This is a genomic window from Thioclava sp. PTB-PU3-1 (assembly GCF_055666785.1).
On record NZ_JBVNVL010000003.1, the window covers coordinates 206,385 to 222,212 of the forward strand.

Sequence of the window (15,828 nt, forward strand, 5' to 3'; positions counted from 1 at the left end):
GCGGCACCGCCCTCCATCAACGGGGAGAGACCTGAAAATGACCTTCAAGTTCCGTTACCTTGCAGCGGCCAGCGCCATGGCCCTTGCTGCCAGCACCGGCGTCAGCTTCGCCGACAGCATGGATGACCTCTACGCTGCTGCGAAAGAAGAAGGCAGCCTGACCACGATCGCGCTGCCGCATTCGTGGTGCAACTACGCGGGCGTGATCGACGGCTTCAAGAAGAAGTATCCCGGGATCACCGTGAACGAGCTGAACCCCGATGCGGGCTCGGCCGATGAACTCGAAGCGATCCGCGCCAACAAGGACAACAAGGGTCCGCAGGCGCCCGACGTGATCGACGTGGGCCTTTCCTTCGGCCCGGCGGCCAAGGACGAGGGGCTGATCCAGCCCTACAAGGTCTCGACCTGGGACACGATCCCGGACAGCGCCAAGGATTCCGAAGGCTACTGGTACGGTGACTACTACGGCGTGCTGTCGTTCGCGGTGAACAAGGACATCGTCGACAACGTGCCGCAGGACTGGTCGGACCTGCTCAAGCCGGAATACGCGAACTCGGTGGCTCTCGCGGGCGATCCGCGCGCCTCGAACCAGGCGATCCTCGGCGTTCTGGCCGCGGGCGTCGCAGCAGGCGGCGAGCCGGGCAAAGCCTCGGGTGAAGCCGGTCTGAAGTACTTCGCCGAGATGAACAAGAACGGCAACTTCGTGCCCGTCATCGGCAAGACCGGGACGCTCGCACAGGGCGCGACCCCGATCGTCGTCGAGTGGGACTATAACGCTCTGGCCGGTCGCGACACGCTGAACGGCAACCCGCCGGTCGACGTCGTCGTGCCGAAATCGGGCGTCGTCGCCGGTGTCTACGTTCAGGCGATCTCGGCCTATGCGCCGCACCCGAACGCAGCCAAACTCTGGATGGAATACCTCTATTCGGACGAAGGTCAGCTCGGCTGGCTCGAAGGCTATTGCCACCCGATCCGCTTCAACGACCTGTCGGCCAACGGCAAGGTTCCGCAGAAGATGCTCGACGCGATGCCGCCCGCCGAGGGCTACGCCAAGGCGGTCTTCCCGTCGCTCGACGCGCAGGCTGCGAACAAGGAAGTCGTGACCGGCGGCTGGGACAGCGTCGTCGGCGCGAACGTCCAGTAACCGAACCCGCATAAGCACACGCCCCGCGCCTGATCGCGCGGGGCGACTTTATTGAAAATTCTGCAAAGCGAGGCCCGATGCAAAGCCGCAAGCTGCCGCTGACTTGGGTGGGGATGGTTCCCTTCACGCTCTTCGCGCTTTTGTTCCTGATCGCACCGACGATGTATATCGTGGTGGGCGCGTTCAGGACGAGTGACGGGGGCTTCACGCTGTCGAACCTCGTGAACCTGTTTCAGCCGACGATCCTCGCGAGCTACTGGATCTCGATCAAGATCAGCCTCGCCACCGCGCTTGTAGGCTGCCTGATCGGCTTCGCGCTGGCTGCCGCCGTGACGCTGGGCGGCCTGCCGAACTGGCTGCGCGGTCCGGTGATGACCTTCTCGGGCGTGGCCTCCAACTTCGCAGGCGTGCCGCTGGCGTTTGCCTTCCTTGCGACGCTGGGACGTCTGGGCCTCGTGACCGTGCTGCTGAAGTCGTGGTTCGGCTTCAACATCTACACGCATGGCTTCAACCTGCTGAGCTTCTTCGGCCTGACGCTGACCTATCTGTTCTTCCAGATCCCGCTGATGGTGCTGATCATCACCCCCGCGCTGGACGGTCTGAAGCGCGAATGGAAAGAGGCGGCGAGCATCCTCGGCGCGACCGGCTTCCAGTATTGGCGCATCGTCGCGCTTCCGATCCTCTGGCCCTCGCTGCTGGGCACGCTGGCGCTGCTGTTCGCCAATAGCTTCGGCGCGGTGGCGACGGCCTATGCGCTGACCGGCTCGTCGATGTCGATCGTGCCGATCATGCTTTACGCGCAAATCCGCGGCGATGTGCTGCAGGACCCGCATCTGGGCTACGCGCTGGCCTTCGGGATGATCGTCATCACCGGCCTTGCCAACCTCGCCTATGTCTGGCTGCGCGTACGCTCGGAAAGGTGGATGCGATGAAATCCAAGAAACTCTGGTCCTGGCTCGCGCTGGCTTTCGGCGCGCTCTATTTCGCGCTGCCGCTGCTCGGCACGCTGGAATTCTCGCTGCGGGCGCGGCGCGGGGTCTATTCGCTCGACGCTTACCGCTCGGTGCTGGCCGATCCGCAATTCCGCGAGACCTTCAGCTACTCCGTCGTGATGGCGATCTTCACGATCCTCGTTGGCGCGCTGATCGTGGTGCCGACCGCCTATTGGGTGCGTCTCAAGCTGCCGCATTGGCGCCCGGTGGTGGAGTTCATCACGCTCCTGCCGCTGGTGATCCCGCCGATCGTGATCGTCTTCGGCTATATCCGGCTCTATAACACCTCGTCGATCCTGCCGCTGACCGGCACGACGACGGGCACCAACCTCCTGCTGATGCTGGGCTATGCCACGCTCTCGCTGCCTTACATGTATCGCGCGGTCGATACCGGGCTGCGTACCATCGATGTCGGCACGCTGACCGAAGCCGCGCAGAGCCTCGGCGCCGGATGGAGCACTATTCTCGCCCGCGTCATCCTGCCGAACGTGCTGGTCGCGGTGCTCTCGGGCGCCTTCATCACCTTCGCCATCGTCATCGGCGAGTTCGTCCTCGCCTCGCTCCTCAACCGGCCGGCATTCGGCCCCTATATGCAGCTGACCGGCGCGAACAAGGCTTACGAGCCTGCCGCGCTCGCGGTGATCGCCTTCTCGATCACCTGGATCTGCATGGGGCTGATCCAACTCGTCACCCGGTTTTCCAAACATACGAACGCAAAGCGGTAACCCATGGCCTCTCTCGAGATCGAACATCTGGAAAAATCCTTCGGCGCGAACCGCGTGGTGAAGGATTTCAACCTCTCCATCGAAGAGGGCGAATTTATCTCGCTGCTCGGCCCGTCGGGCTGCGGCAAGACGACCGTGCTGCGGATGGTGGCAGGCTTCGAGAGCCCTTCGGGCGGCGCGATCCGCATCGGTGGGCAGGACGTCACGCATCTGGGGGCGAACCAGCGCAATATCGGCATGGTGTTCCAGGCCTACGCGCTGTTTCCCAACCTGACGGTCGCGCAGAACGTGGGCTTCGGGCTGCGCGTGGCGAAACGTCCGCGCGCCGAGATCAAGGCCCGTGTGACCGAGATGCTGGAGTTGATCGGTTTGCCCGATCTGGGCAACCGCTACCCGTTCCAGCTGTCGGGTGGGCAACAGCAGCGCGTGGCGCTGGCGCGCGCGCTCGCGATCCAGCCGCGGGTTCTGCTGCTGGACGAGCCGCTTTCCGCGCTTGATGCGAAGATCCGCGTCTCGCTGCGCGAAGAAATCCGCGACATTCAGCGCCGTCTGGGCATCACGACGATCTTCGTGACCCACGATCAGGAAGAGGCGCTGTCGATCTCGGATCGGGTGGTGGTGATGAATGGCGGGGTGGCCGAGCAGATCGGTGCGCCATTCGAGATCTACAACCAGCCGAAGACCCGTTTCGTCGCGCAATTCGTGGGCACGCTGAACGCGCTCGAAGCCGAGGTGGCCGATCCGGCGCGTGGCGCTCTACGCGTCGGCAACACCGAGGTGATCCTGTCCGAACCCGTGACCGCAGGTCAGGGGACTCCGGTCACGCTGGCCGCGCGGCCCGAAGTTCTGGCGCTGGGCCGCCGCGAGGGCAATGACACGGTGTTCACGGGGCGGATCGTCGAGACGCATTTCCTCGGCTCGATCCTGCGGGTGCGAATGGAAGTGGAAGGGCAGCTTATCGCGCTCGACACGTTCAACCGTCCCGGCAATCCGCCGCCCAAGGTCGGCACCGAGGCCGAGGTCAGCGTCGCAAGCCGCGATCTTCTGGTTCTGGCCGACTGACGACGCGAAAACGGGCCCGCACCCCTCTTTTCTCCGGGTTTTCGGACCCGGAGCCCCTTCTGCCGCGTTGCCGATGAAAGCTTACACGCGACCGTTGCAGAAGGATGAAAATGGAGTGGCTCGTCGATCATAATCAGGTGGTGAGTATCGCGGTGCAGATCGTCACCGCGCTCGTCTGGATTATCTATCTGCAACTTCTGCTGCAGAATTTCCGGCGGGAGCGTCGCTCGAAACTGCTGCTGACTCGGGTCGCGGGCGGCCATGAACGCGGGCATCTGATGCTCGGGAATATGGGCGCCGAGCCGATTTTCGTGAAAGCGCTTCTGGCCGATCTCGTGATCGACGGGAGAACCTATCACTCGATCGCCAGCGATTCCGGCGGCTTCGCGCCATTCGCGGATTCCAGCCCTAACGAGTCGATCAAGGGCCCGCTGAAAACCGCAGCATATCGCGATCTCGGTCGCATTTCCGATCTTGTGGACGTCGCGCTGGAATTCTCCGACCTGCCCGAAGACGCAAAACGGGTGGAAACGGTGATTTTCACCGTGCTGGCAGAGGGCAGTCGCGACAATATCCTGACCGCGGGACGGCTGTGCTTCGACGTCTATCACGCCGGGGAGCATCAGCGCTTCTTGCCGCAGACCTCTTCGACGGTTCAACTGCGCAGTTTCCGCAAACGTCGCGAATTGGCGGCGCGGCTGAAGGAAATGCTGGAGCAGGAAGCGCGCGCTTTCCTGACCAGCGAAGACGGCCAACGCCGCGAGCGTGGCGCAGAGCTACAGCAGCTGCGGCGTCGCCAGCGACAAAGCGAGAAGGATCGCCAGACTGACGCTCCGCACGAGGCCGCCGAATGATGCATCACGAGAATTGAAGCCAATTTAACTGACCATGGCGCGCCGTTCTGGCCTCAGTCGCCAAAGGAGAAAACATGTTCAACTGGATCACAGGCGTCATCGCGTCCTTCGGCTATTTCGGCATCGCGGGCCTGATGCTGCTGGAGAACGTGTTCCCCCCGATCCCGTCCGAACTGATCATGCCACTCGCAGGCTATATGGCGGCGCAGGGGAAATTCTCGCTCACATTGTTGATCGTCGCGGGTACCATCGGTTCGGTGTTGGGCGCGGTCCTTTGGTACTGGATCGGCCTCAAGATCGGGATCAAGCGCCTGTGTCACCTGTCGACCCGCCATGGCCGCTGGATCGGCATCACCCCGCGCGACATCACCCGGACCAAGAAATGGTTCGACAAGCACGGCTGGGTGGGCGTGTTCTTCGGGCGGATGCTTCCCGGCGTCCGCACGCTAATCTCGGTACCGGCGGGCATGGCGCGGATGCCCTTCGTCCCGTTCCTTGCCTACACGACGCTGGGCAGCGCGCTTTGGACCGCGCTGCTGACCGTCGCGGGCTACCTGCTTGGCAAGCAGTACAGCGAAGTCGCAAGCTGGGTGAACCCGGTCTCGACCGGCGTGATCGTGGTGCTCGTCCTGCTCTACGCCTATCGCGTGGTCACCTGGAAGCCGCTGAGAGATAGCGACGAACCCAGCGGCGCCACGCCCTCGCGCGAGAGCTGAACTGCTGAGCACACGCGACACCTAAGCCGGGTTTTGCCATCTCGCGTTGGCAAGAACGCGGCAAAAGGCTTATATGCCCGGCAAGACGTTAAAGAAGGACACGCCGTGGCAATCCACCTGCATCAAAACGACCTTCCCGACGGGCTCGATCTCGGTCCCGTCGTGGCCATCGACTCCGAGACGATGGGCCTTGACCCGCGCCGCGACCGGCTCTGCCTCGTGCAGCTTTCGGCGGGCGATGGAGACGCGCATCTGGTGAAGATCGCCCAAGGTCAGACCGAAGCGCCGAACCTGTGCCGCATGCTGGCCGATCCGTCGGTGGAGAAGCTGTTCCACTTCGCGCGCTTCGACGTGGCCGCGCTCTGCAATGCGTTCGGGGTGGAGACGAAGCCGGTTTTCTGCACCAAGATCGCCTCGAAGATGGTGCGGACCTTCACCGATCGCCACGGGCTGAAAGTGCTGGTGCAGGAGCTTGTCGGCGTCGACATTTCCAAGCAGCAGCAAAGTTCGGACTGGGGCGCGGCGGAGCTGACCGACGCACAGATGGAATATGCGGCCTCCGACGTGCTCTATCTGCACCAGATCAAGGCCGAACTCGTGGCACGGCTGGAGCGCGAGAACCGGCTCGGGCTGGCGCAGGCCTGTTTCGATTTCCTGCCGACGCGTGCGAAGCTCGATCTGCTGGGCTGGGATGAACCCAATGACATCTTCCACCACTGATTATTCCGACGTCGCCCGCCGCGTGATCGGCATCGAGGTCGCCGGGCTGGAAGCCTTGGCGGCGAGCCTCGATGGTGAGTTTTCGCGCGCGGTGGCGATGATCCTCAAGACCGAGGGGCGCGTGATCGTCTCCGGCATGGGGAAATCGGGCCATATCGGGCGCAAGATCGCGGCGACGCTGGCCTCCACCGGGACGCCTGCGCATTTCGTGCATCCGGCGGAGGCGAGCCACGGCGATCTGGGCATGGTCACCCGGCACGACCTGGCGCTGGTGCTGTCGAATTCCGGGGAGACGCCGGAGCTGGCCGACCTGATCGCCCATACACGGCGCTTTCAGATCCCGCTGATCGGTGTCGCGAGCCGCCCGGACTCGACGCTGCTGCGGCAGGCCGATCTGGCGCTGGTGCTGCCCAAGGCGGAGGAAGCCTGCGGCACGGGCGTGGTGCCCACGACCTCGACGACGATGACGCTCGCGCTGGGCGATGCGTTGGCCGTCGCGCTGATGGAGCATCGCGAATTCACCGCCGAGCATTTCCGCACCTTCCATCCCGGCGGCAAACTGGGCGCGCGCCTGTCGAAAGTTTCAGACCTGATGCATAGCGATATGCCGCTCGTGGCGGAAGACACGCCCATGCCCGATGCGCTCTTGATGATGAGCCAGAAGGGTTTCGGCGTGGTCGGCGTCACCGATGAGGCGGGCCGCCTGACCGGGATCGTCACCGATGGCGATTTGCGGCGTCATATGCAGGGGCTGCTGGAGCATAAGGTCTCCGAGGTGATGACCGCCAATCCGCGCACCATCGCGCCCGGGCAACTGGCCGAGGCAGCCGTGGCGCAGATGAACGAGCGCAAGATCACCGCGCTTTTCGTGGTCGAAGATGAGAAACCCGTGGGCTTCCTGCAGATCCACGACTGCCTGAGGGCCGGGATCGTCTGATGATGTACGACAACAGCCATACGCGACTGGTGAACTGGGCGAAGATCGTCCTGCCGCTGCTCGCGCTGGCGCTGTTGTCGACGATCTTTCTCGTCTCGCGGCGGATCGATCCGAGCGCCGCGATTCCCTATGCCAAGGTCGATGTCGAGAAACTCGCGCGCGAAAATGCGGTCACCCGGCCCGAATATTCCGGCGTGACCGATACCGGCGCGACGCTCTCGGTGACCGCAGCAATGGCGCGCACCCAGCCCTCGCAGGATCAGGGTGCGAGTGCTGATCAGGTCGCGGCGAAGCTGACCGCACCCGATGGCCATGTGACCGATCTGAGCGCGAATGAGGGTCTATTCCAGCCCAATTCGAACCGGATCGACCTGACCGGCAAGGTCGCCATGCAGACCTCCGATGGTTACCGGGTGAACTCCGACAAGGTCGAGTTGCAGACCGATAGCAGTATCCTGACCTCGCCCGGCCCGATCCATGGAACGTCCCCTTTCGGAACGCTCGATGCGGGCTATATGCAGATGGTCCCGACGGCGGATGGCAGCAGTCACGATCTTGTTTTCAAACAGGGTGTGAAGCTGGTATATCAGCCGCAACAATGAGGGTGTGGATGTTTCGAGCGCGTTTTTTCACCGCCTGTGCGATGGCGGTTTCGTTCCCGGTTCTCGTGATGGCGCAAAGCGTCGATTTCGGCGGGCTGCGCGCCGACAAGACCGCCCCGGTCGAAGTCACGGCCGACTCGCTCAACGTCAATCAGGAAAGCGGTCAGGCGGTATTCTCCGGCAATGTGGAGGTCACGCAGGGCGATATGCACATGAAAGCCGCCGAGCTTGAGGTGTTCTACGCCAGCGACAAACGCTCCGAGATCACGAAGCTGCACGCGACCGGCGGCGTCACGCTGGTTTCGCCCACCGAGGCGGCCGAGGCCGAGGAAGCTGTCTACGATGTGAAAGCGGGCACCGTTGTGATGACCGGCAATGTGCTGCTGACCCAAGGCGACAACGTGATGTCCGGCAACAAGCTCAACGTCGATCTGAGCACCGGCGCCGGCACGATGGACGGGCGTGTGCGCACGCTTCTGAAGCCCGCCGGGAGCAAGTAATGACCGAGGATGCCGTCAAAAGCGACGCCGGGCTGGCCCCGGTCGCGGGCCAGGGCGGTTTGCAGGTCCGGGGTCTGCGCAAGAGTTACAAGCGCCGCCCCGTGATTCGCGACGTCTCGCTCGACCTGTCGCGTGGCGAGGTCGTGGCGCTTCTGGGGCCGAACGGTTCGGGCAAAACCACCTGTTTTTACAATATCGCCGGTCTGATCCGCCCCGATGCGGGCGAGGTTCTGATCGACGGGCGCGATGTGACGGGCCTGCCGATGTATCGCCGCGCGCGGCTCGGAATCGGTTATCTGCCGCAGGAAGCCTCGATTTTCCGCGGGCTTTCGGTCGAAGATAACATCATGGCGGTGCTGGAAGTGGCGGAGTCCGATCCGCACACCCGTCGCGAACGGCTGGAAGAACTTCTGGGCGATTTCTCGATCGGCCACCTGCGTCACGCGCCCGCTTTGGCGCTGTCGGGGGGCGAACGCCGGCGCTGCGAAATCGCACGCTGTCTGGCTGCCGATCCGAAATATCTGTTGCTGGACGAACCCTTCGCTGGCGTCGATCCGATCGCGGTGTCGGAGATTCGCGCGCTCGTCGCACAGCTGAAAGATCGGGGTATCGGGGTTTTGATCACCGATCACAATGTGCGCGAAACGCTCGAGATCGTGGATCGGGCCTATATTCTGCATGACGGCACGGTGCTGATGTCGGGCACCGCGGAAGAGGTTGTGCAGGACGAAAACGTGCGCCGCGTCTATCTCGGCCAGCACTTCCGCATCCTCTGATCGTGATCCGCGGATCCCTGCCGGGCGCCTCCGCCTACCGGCAGTTTTGCACTGCAGCGAGGGAGACCCGTTGACACCCCCCACGATCCATCCCCAAATACATAAGAGATGCGTAATGTTCGCCCCCACTCCCCGGGCGCGCTTGCGGCCCCCGAGAGGGGTCCGGCGCGCGGAAGGTCCCCGAAAGAGGGCCCGGGCGAATTCAGACTCAACGCGACTTTTCAAGAGATTAACCGGCCCGAAACACCTCAGCCCAAAGGCTGGGGTCACTGGCCCAATGCGTGAAGGAGGAAATCCATGCGTTACCAAATCACCGGCAAACAAATCGATGTCGGAGAGGCCCTGCAATCTCACGTCAAGTCGGAGTTGGGCGAGGTCGCCGAGAAATACATGCAGCGTCCCACCGATGCGCAGATCACCTTCTCGCGCGATGCGCATGAGTTTATTTGCGAGGCGACGGTGCACCTGTCGACCGGGCTCACCGCTTCGGCCAAGGGTCATGCCACGGAAATCTATGCCGCCTTCGATGCGGCGCGCGAAAAGATGGACAAGCAACTGCGGCGTCACAAGCGCAGATTGAAAGATCATCACCGCGACCGTGCTGAACCAGTTGAATTCGAAGCTGCAGGTCTGTATGTGCTCGCCTCGGAAGAGGATGACGATACCGGCGAGACGCACGAAGGTGCTCCGATGATCGTAGCCGAGATGGAAACCAAGGTTCCCACTCTCTCGGTCGGTGAAGCGGTCATGCAGATGGAGCTGTCTGATGCGTCGCTACTCGTCTTCCGCAACGAGAAACATGGCGGGGTCAACGTCGTTCATCGGCGTGAAGACGGCAATGTCGGCTGGATCGACCCGCGCAACAGCAAATGAGCGGCCCGGAACGGGCGCGGAGTAGACGAGTTCATGGACCTATCTAAACTTCTCGTGCCAGGCGCGGTCAAAGTGCTGTCGAATGTCACGAGCAAGAAACGCCTGTTTCAGGATCTCGGTGACATCGCGGCGGCGTGCTACAAGATCGACGCCGCGGAGACTGTCGATGCGCTGCAGGAGCGTGAAAGCCTCGGGCCGACCGGTGTCGGCCACGGCGTTGCGCTTCCGCATGCGCGGCTCGACGGGCTGAGCGAAGTCGTGGGTGTCTTCCTGCGTCTGGAAAAGCCGCTCGATTTCGACGCGGTGGACCGGCTGCCGGTCGATCTGGTCTTCGCGCTCTTCGCGCCGAAGGATTCCGGGGTCGAGCATCTCAAGGCGCTGGCCCTCGTGTCGCGCACGATGCGCGATCCGGAAACCTGCGAGAAGCTGCGGGCGAATACCGATCCGTCGACGCTTCACGCGGTGCTGACCGAGGCGCAGAGCCGTCAGGCGGCCTGAACCGGTCTCGAATGAAAATCGAAAAGCGCGTCGGTCTGCCCGGCGCGCTTTTTTCATGGCGCAGGCTCAGTCGCGCCAGTTGCCGAAGCCGAACTGCATCATGTCGCGCGTATAGGTCTCGCGTGCGGCTGCCTCGAGGTCGGGCGTCCAGATATCGGCGAGCTTGATCGGCGCGGTGTCGGTCTCGCCGGGCGCGAAGGCAGGGGCCTCCACCCCGGCCATGCTGGCGAGATAGGCGAAGTCCTCTGCCATCCGCTCTTCGCGCACCAGAAGGTCGGGCAGGGCGAATTGCCCGATACCCTGCAGCGCCGCGGATTGCGTTGCCCAGAGCGTGTTCACCGGCAGGCTCGTCTGGTTCGCGAGATTGGATTTGAGCCAGCCCAGGAAAGCGATCAACGCCTCGGCATAATCGGCGGGCGCAATGCTCTGCCCCTCCTTCGGGATCGGCAGCTTGTAGCTTTGACGCAGGACGGCGCGGGTCTCGTCCATAGTGTCCCAGTTGAGCACCGCGTTGAACGCCAGATGCGCGCGCATCAGCGGGTGGCGCAGCACGGTGAAGCTGCGATGGCCGGGATGCCGGCGTTTCCACTGGCGCAGGGTCTTCTGGCTGAACCCTTCGACCAGTTCGCCGGTCGCCGCCAGCCAGTCGCGGATCGGCGCATCCATCGCGGGTCGAAGCGGCATATATAGCAGCCCCGCCTCGCTCGCGATGAAACCGGGCACGCCGGGACCGCGCCGGGGCTCGAAATTCGGGGTCTTCGACAGGTTGAACCGGTCGAGCCGCGCCAGCGACGCCTCCATCCCCGGGAAATTCGCGACCTTCGCCTCCAGCGGCTCGGGGTTCTGCACTTTCAGGGTCTCGGGCAGCTTGTTGAGCCGCCCCGCGACGCCCAGCCAATTCGCAAGACCGTTGAGCACCTCGACCGACTGCGCATCCTCGTAATCGATATAGAAGGCTGTCTGCCCCGAGCGTTGCAGCGCGTTCAGCAAAGTCACCTGAAAATCCTGCAGCCCTTCCAGATGCGCCTCGAACTCCTCGGCATCGAAGCGCGCCTTCGTGACCTTGCGGTGCTTCGCATCGCCCAGCTTCCACTGGCCCGTGGCGCGCGCGATCATCAGGCTGACATAGCTCTCGATCGGATTGCGGGTCAGCACGATCTTCGCGCATTTCGGATCGTTCACGAAGACGGCCAGCATCCGCGGGTCGTGATCGTGGAAATAGCGGCAGCCGTTCAGCCCGTCCTGCGATTTGATCGCGCCCCACAGCGCCAGCGGATCGTCATCGCGCTGCGCCTTGGTGACGCCCACCAGCTCCTTGCGGTTCGGATAGCCGATCAGCGCCGGGTTGAACGCCTCGCCATGGCAGGTCACGCCGTCCAGATCGTTCAGCGCAGCTTCCAGCAGATTGGAGCCGGTGCGCATCTCGGCGAAGACGACGAAACTATCAAATTTGGGCATGTCTTATTTCACCAGATAGGGGCGGCCGCGGCGGGTGGCGGCATCGCGCTGCCCGCTTTGCTCGAGCGGGAAATCCCCCATCACGAGCGGCTGCATCCCCTGGTTCTTGAGATTTTGCAGGAATTGGTTGAACCCCGACAGATCGACCATCTGCGGCGCCTCGGTCAGGCGACGGGTGGCGCGGGGGCTGATCTCGTCGATGATGGTCTGCAGAGGCTCCATCGGGTTCTCGATGAAATCCGCGACGGTCCAGATCCGCACGCGCGCCTTTACATACATCGAGCGCAGAATCTCCAGATGCTCCAACTCGCGTTTTTGCAGCATCGCGGCCTCGCGCCGGATCGTCGCGAAATTCTCGTTCTTGCGCGACAGCGGCAGCGCCCAGGCGCCGGTAATGACTGAAATCTGCGCATTCGGGTCGGTCGCGGTGAACCAGTTATTCGCCTGATTGTCGCGCGGCGAGAACATGTAGCACTGACGTTCGCCGCGCGAGTTCCAGATCAGGTTCGTGAGAAAAGCACGCGGGTTGTAGTCGCGCAGCGCCGCGTCGTCGGTCAGGCAGCCGTTGAACATCCGCTCGTTGCCCGCGAACTCGGCGCGCTCGGGGGCGTAGAGATGCCCATGCACCCGCGCGCCCACGTATTTCGCGAGCCAGCCGTCGAAATTCTCGAAGAGATCCGAGAAGCCGTGGAAGATCGAATAGGGCGCCGAGGTCTTGCCGTTCTCGTGGTCCTTCCTGGGAAAACGGCTTTGCATGTAGAGGCCGGGCCGCCCGCGCGTGCGCCGCTCGATCGACTTGGAAAACAGCCGGTCGATCTTGGCCGGGTTCGGCTCGGCCATGACAGACCGCCCGGGGCTTTTGTCGAGGAAGGTCCGGTAAAGCTTGTCCGCCTTGGGCCAGATTTTCCGCGCCACGAAGCAATCCGACCGCCGCAGAAGCTGCAGGTGATCGTCGTAGAAGATATGCGGCTTGCCCTGAAAATCGAACTTGGTCAGCGTCAGCGACCGACTCTCGATCGAGGTGGAATAGAGCCTTGCGAGGGTCTGGAAATAGCTCTCATCCGGAATCCAGACGCGCTTGAAATAGCGGTCGTAGAGCGCGCGATCGGGGTCTTCCAGAATGGCTGAAAGGGTCTGGCGCGTCAGGCACCACCATTGGCTGCCCAGATGCGGCACCAGCCCGTCGGGGATGCGCCGTTTGAAGCCCACTCGGCGCTGAAATTCGACATAGCGGTCGAACATGCGCCGCTGCTTCTTCCACGAGAAGGGAAAGCGCAGCGTGAAGCGTTCGATGTCGATCCCGCCGACGGTCCAGCCGACTTCCGTGGTGGTCACGCTTTCGATGAAATCGGTATAGGGCCGCGCGTCGAGATAGTCGGTCAGCTCGTGCAGCGGGCGCAGCGGCAGGCAGGAGCCCGACGCCAGATAGACGTGGCGCACGTCGTCATGCAGCGCCAGCATCTGCTCGGCCGCGGCTTGGCTGGCGGCGACCAGCGACCACGTGCCCCAGTCGCATTTGTAGCGCCGCGAGAAGGAGACATTCTCCAGATCGGAGAGCATCTTCTTGAAGCCGTTATAGTCATGCGCGGTCACGCGGGCGTCGACATGGATCACCACGGGCGATCCGCCCTCCGACCAGAACCGCGCGACCTGCGCGGCCCGGTCGAGCGCGGTGTGGCACATCATGATGAATCCGACTGTCACGCGCCTTGTTTCCTCATGCCCAATTGCCCTTCGACATCAGCCCGAGGATCTCGAGCTGGCGCCAGTTGATATATTTCTCAGACCATTTGCACCACAAATCGGGCTCTTTTGAGATCGTGCGGGCATAGGCGTGATATTCGCGCGAACCCGCGTAATGCTGCTTGCGCTCCAGCTCTTCCTCGACCTTGTCGGTCAGCGGCGAGAGGAACTTCGCATGCAGCAGGCAGCCCGAGACCATCTCGCCGCCGATCGTGTCGTATACCTGGTTCAGACCACGCGGCAGCAGCGCATGGGTCGAGGAGATATAGACGTTCCCGCGCTCCCATTTGACCAGCGGAATCTTGTTGAGCGAGGGGGCTTTCTTCGGCGCGTCGGGAAAGAAGATTCGCGCCCGGGGCCCGCCTTGAATCCACAGATTGTTGGTCTCGGGATTCGGCGAGATCATGTAGTTGCCTGCATCGAACCAGCAGGCCAGATCGAACGGGTTCTGCCCCTCGCGATAGGGCTGCGCGTCGATCGGCCCTTTCGGATACATATCCAGCAGCATCGCCGGAAAAGACCGGATGCCATAGGTGTCGAGCCAGTCGGTCAGCGCCTGAATGGGCCGCGTGTCGCAGAACGGGTAGACGAAGAACTCATCCGGATCGAGCGTCAGCGTCCAATGCCCGGTGCCGTATTTGCGCAGCAGCCAGTTCATCCAGTCGATGCCGAAATTCGACGCCTTGTAAGAGGCCTCCGTGTGCCAGACCGAGCAGTCTTCCTGTTGGGCGAGATACTCCGCGCTGCCATCGTCGCTGCCATTGTCGACGAACAGGAAATGCCCGACGCCCATCTCGCGGTAGTAGCGCAGGAAATAGGGCAGGCGGATGCGTTCGTTGCGGGCGGTGACGAAGACGAGGATATCCTCGGGGCGGATGTCGCCGGTGCGGTCGGAATAGAGAGAGAGTTCGCGGCTTTTGCGGAAAGCCCGAATCTGCCGAATTCTGCGTTTACGGCGCAGCCTGGCGATCTCTCTCAGTCCCAATTGCCGTCCCTCTCCGACGTCGCGGTCATTTCGTGCCGCACTGGTCCCTTGCTACTCGCATCGTAGTTCTCAAATCGTTAAAGGTCGCCCTGTTCAAATCGGCAAGTTTTCAACGGCTTATCAATATCTTCCGATACTTACCCGGTTTGCTCGCAGCTGAGAAGGCCACGCCTAACGCTTGCGTCAGCAATGTTGCCCCCAAGTCAACAAATTCACATCCATCCGCCGCGCGACATCAGCCCCTGCGCCTCCAGTTGCCGCCAGTCGCCGAGCCGCGTGGAATGTGGCGTCCAGAGTTCCGGATCGGCGGCCAGCGCGTCGTAATACTGGTCGAACTCCGCGGGCTGGCCGAAATGCTCGCCACGCGATTTCTCCTCCCGCGACTTGTCCACGATCTCGTCGAGAAACTTCGTGTGCAGCAGCAGCCCCGAAATCGCCTCGCCGCCGTCCGTGTCGTAGGTTTGGTTCAGGTGGCGCGGCAGCAGCGCATGGGTCGAGTTCAGATAGGCCCACCGCCGGTGCCAGCGCACCAGCGGGATCTTCGACAGGGTCGGCGATTGGCGCGGGCTGTCGGGGAAAAACGCCCGCGCCCGTGGCCCGCCTTGGATCCACAGCGCATCGGTCTGTGCCTGCTGGGTGATCATGTAATTCCCGGCGTCGAACCAGCTCAGGATCTTGCGCGGGTCCTGCCCCGCCTCGTAGCGCTGCGCGCCAAGCGGCCCTTTCGGGTAGAGGTCGAGCATCATGGCCGGGAAACTGCATTGCTCCGACCGGTCGAGCCAGTCGGTCAGCGCGGGCAGGGGGCGACTGTCGTGATAGGGATAGATCAGAAGCTCATCCGCATCGACGGTCAGGCACCAGTGATCGTGCCCGTAGCGCAGCATCAGCCACGTCACCCAATCGAGCCCGAAGCGCGACGCCCGGTAGCTGCCCGTCGTCTGCCACAGCGAGACATCGCGCGCCTCCGCCAGCAGCGCGGCGGTGCCATCCGTGCTGCCATTGTCGACGATCAGGAAGTGATCCACGCCGAGCTTGCGGTAATGCTTGAGAAAAAACGGCAGCCGCCCCGCCTCGTTGCGCATCACCGCGAAGGCGAGGATCGCGCCGGGCTTTATCTTGCCCGTGCGGTTGGTGACGGGGTCGAGCTGGTGCCGTTTGCGCAGGGCGCGCCACAGGAAATGCTTGCGCTTGAGGCGCAGCCTGTAGCCCTCCCAAAGCTCATGGCGCGATGGCATTCATTCTC

General features: G+C 63.1%; 17 protein-coding genes. 13 read left to right on the forward strand and 4 right to left on the reverse strand.

The window, feature by feature from the left end; all coding sequences use genetic code 11:
- Positions 1–37: 37 nt before the first annotated feature.
- The 13 genes from ACZ7GB_RS10690 (at position 38) to ACZ7GB_RS10750 (ending at position 10,399) form a co-directional block, all read left to right on the forward strand.
- Positions 38–1,144 (forward strand): ABC transporter substrate-binding protein, encoded by a 1,107-nt coding sequence (locus ACZ7GB_RS10690; RefSeq protein WP_078522180.1) that lies wholly within the window; start codon positions 38–40, stop codon positions 1,142–1,144.
- A gap of 77 nt (positions 1,145–1,221) precedes the next feature.
- Positions 1,222–2,076: an ABC transporter permease gene (locus ACZ7GB_RS10695; protein WP_078550973.1), complete on the forward strand. Its 855-nt coding sequence runs from the start codon at positions 1,222–1,224 to the stop codon at positions 2,074–2,076.
- The gene (locus tag ACZ7GB_RS10700) at positions 2,073–2,861 is read left to right on the forward strand and encodes an ABC transporter permease (protein WP_078541553.1); all 789 of its coding nucleotides are present in this window, start codon (positions 2,073–2,075) and stop codon (positions 2,859–2,861) included. Before ACZ7GB_RS10695 ends, ACZ7GB_RS10700 begins: the two co-directional genes overlap by 4 nt.
- 3 nt (positions 2,862–2,864) lie before the next feature.
- Positions 2,865–3,923: an ABC transporter ATP-binding protein gene (locus ACZ7GB_RS10705; protein WP_078522183.1), complete on the forward strand. Its 1,059-nt coding sequence runs from the start codon at positions 2,865–2,867 to the stop codon at positions 3,921–3,923.
- A 110-nt stretch (positions 3,924–4,033) separates the two neighbouring features.
- Complete coding sequence (locus ACZ7GB_RS10710) at positions 4,034–4,777, forward strand: hypothetical protein (RefSeq protein WP_472158642.1); 744 nt, start codon at positions 4,034–4,036, stop codon at positions 4,775–4,777.
- A 74-nt stretch (positions 4,778–4,851) separates the two neighbouring features.
- Positions 4,852–5,493 (forward strand): DedA family protein, encoded by a 642-nt coding sequence (locus ACZ7GB_RS10715; protein ID WP_472158643.1) that lies wholly within the window; start codon positions 4,852–4,854, stop codon positions 5,491–5,493.
- 105 nt (positions 5,494–5,598) lie between these two features.
- Positions 5,599–6,213 carry a ribonuclease D gene (locus tag ACZ7GB_RS10720; RefSeq protein WP_472158644.1) on the forward strand — a complete coding sequence of 205 codons (615 nt, stop codon included), beginning with the start codon at positions 5,599–5,601 and terminating at the stop codon, positions 6,211–6,213.
- Complete coding sequence (locus tag ACZ7GB_RS10725; protein WP_472158646.1) at positions 6,194–7,150, forward strand: KpsF/GutQ family sugar-phosphate isomerase; 957 nt, start codon at positions 6,194–6,196, stop codon at positions 7,148–7,150. The genes ACZ7GB_RS10720 and ACZ7GB_RS10725 overlap by 20 nt, the downstream gene beginning before the upstream one ends.
- The gene (gene lptC / locus ACZ7GB_RS10730) at positions 7,150–7,752 is read left to right on the forward strand and encodes an LPS export ABC transporter periplasmic protein LptC (protein ID WP_143595178.1); all 603 of its coding nucleotides are present in this window, start codon (positions 7,150–7,152) and stop codon (positions 7,750–7,752) included. The genes ACZ7GB_RS10725 and lptC overlap by 1 nt, the downstream gene beginning before the upstream one ends.
- Positions 7,753–7,760: 8 nt before the next feature.
- Positions 7,761–8,252 (forward strand): lipopolysaccharide transport periplasmic protein LptA, encoded by a 492-nt coding sequence (gene lptA / locus ACZ7GB_RS10735; protein WP_078541559.1) that lies wholly within the window; start codon positions 7,761–7,763, stop codon positions 8,250–8,252.
- Positions 8,252–9,028 carry an LPS export ABC transporter ATP-binding protein gene (lptB, locus tag ACZ7GB_RS10740; RefSeq protein ID WP_472158647.1) on the forward strand — a complete coding sequence of 259 codons (777 nt, stop codon included), beginning with the start codon at positions 8,252–8,254 and terminating at the stop codon, positions 9,026–9,028. The genes lptA and lptB overlap by 1 nt, the downstream gene beginning before the upstream one ends.
- Positions 9,029–9,325: 297 nt before the next feature.
- Positions 9,326–9,901: a ribosome hibernation-promoting factor, HPF/YfiA family gene (gene hpf / locus ACZ7GB_RS10745; RefSeq protein WP_078522191.1), complete on the forward strand. Its 576-nt coding sequence runs from the start codon at positions 9,326–9,328 to the stop codon at positions 9,899–9,901.
- Positions 9,902–9,934: 33 nt separating this feature from the next.
- Complete coding sequence (locus ACZ7GB_RS10750) at positions 9,935–10,399, forward strand: PTS sugar transporter subunit IIA (RefSeq protein ID WP_078522192.1); 465 nt, start codon at positions 9,935–9,937, stop codon at positions 10,397–10,399.
- A 66-nt stretch (positions 10,400–10,465) separates the two neighbouring features.
- On the opposite strand, the gene ACZ7GB_RS10755 is transcribed toward ACZ7GB_RS10750, so the two are convergent.
- The 4 genes from ACZ7GB_RS10755 to ACZ7GB_RS10770 form a co-directional block, all read right to left on the reverse strand.
- Positions 10,466–11,857: a nodulation protein NodH gene (locus ACZ7GB_RS10755; protein WP_472158649.1), complete on the reverse strand. Its 1,392-nt coding sequence runs from the start codon at positions 11,855–11,857 to the stop codon at positions 10,466–10,468.
- A 3-nt stretch (positions 11,858–11,860) separates the two neighbouring features.
- Entirely contained in the window at positions 11,861–13,561 is a 1,701-nt protein-coding gene (locus ACZ7GB_RS10760; protein WP_078602366.1) for a DUF5927 domain-containing protein, read from the reverse strand.
- A gap of 13 nt (positions 13,562–13,574) precedes the next feature.
- Positions 13,575–14,585, reverse strand: a complete 1,011-nt coding sequence (locus ACZ7GB_RS10765; protein ID WP_472158650.1) for a glycosyltransferase family 2 protein — start codon at positions 14,583–14,585, stop codon at positions 13,575–13,577.
- A 212-nt stretch (positions 14,586–14,797) separates the two neighbouring features.
- Positions 14,798–15,820 (reverse strand): glycosyltransferase family 2 protein, encoded by a 1,023-nt coding sequence (locus ACZ7GB_RS10770; RefSeq protein ID WP_472158651.1) that lies wholly within the window; start codon positions 15,818–15,820, stop codon positions 14,798–14,800.
- Positions 15,821–15,828: the final 8 nt, after the last annotated feature.